The organism is Devosia alba (assembly GCF_039938915.1).
Classification (GTDB): Bacteria; Pseudomonadota; Alphaproteobacteria; order Rhizobiales; family Devosiaceae; genus Devosia; species Devosia alba.
Genome location: NZ_JBDUUI010000106.1, coordinates 1 through 259 on the forward strand (window position 1 = coordinate 1; position 259 = coordinate 259).

The 259-nt window shown below is 51.7% G+C and carries 1 pseudogene; it reads right to left on the bottom strand.

Going from position 1 to position 259, the window contains the following annotated elements:
• A pseudogene (locus ABFY71_RS18955) lies at positions 1 to 210 on the bottom strand (IS110 family transposase); the annotation flags it as partial.
• Positions 211 to 259: the final 49 nt, after the last annotated feature.

A 259-nucleotide genomic window follows, 5' to 3' on the forward strand; every position in this document is an offset into this window, starting at 1 on the left:
CGCAGCGTTACGATATGACTGTCTGGATTTCTCCATCGCGTAAATTAGACGCACCAATTTCTTTGCCGCATGAGAGAGCGCAACATTGTAGTGCTTGCCCTCAGTCCGCTTCTTAGCAAGGTAAGCGGCAAAGACAGGATCCCAAAGGCAGACATATTTGGTGGCGTTGTAAAGCGCGTAGCGCAGATACCGAGAGCCTCGCTTTTCCATGTGCGAGTAGGCTCCAGACAGAGAAAGCTGCCCGGACTGGTAAGTAGAG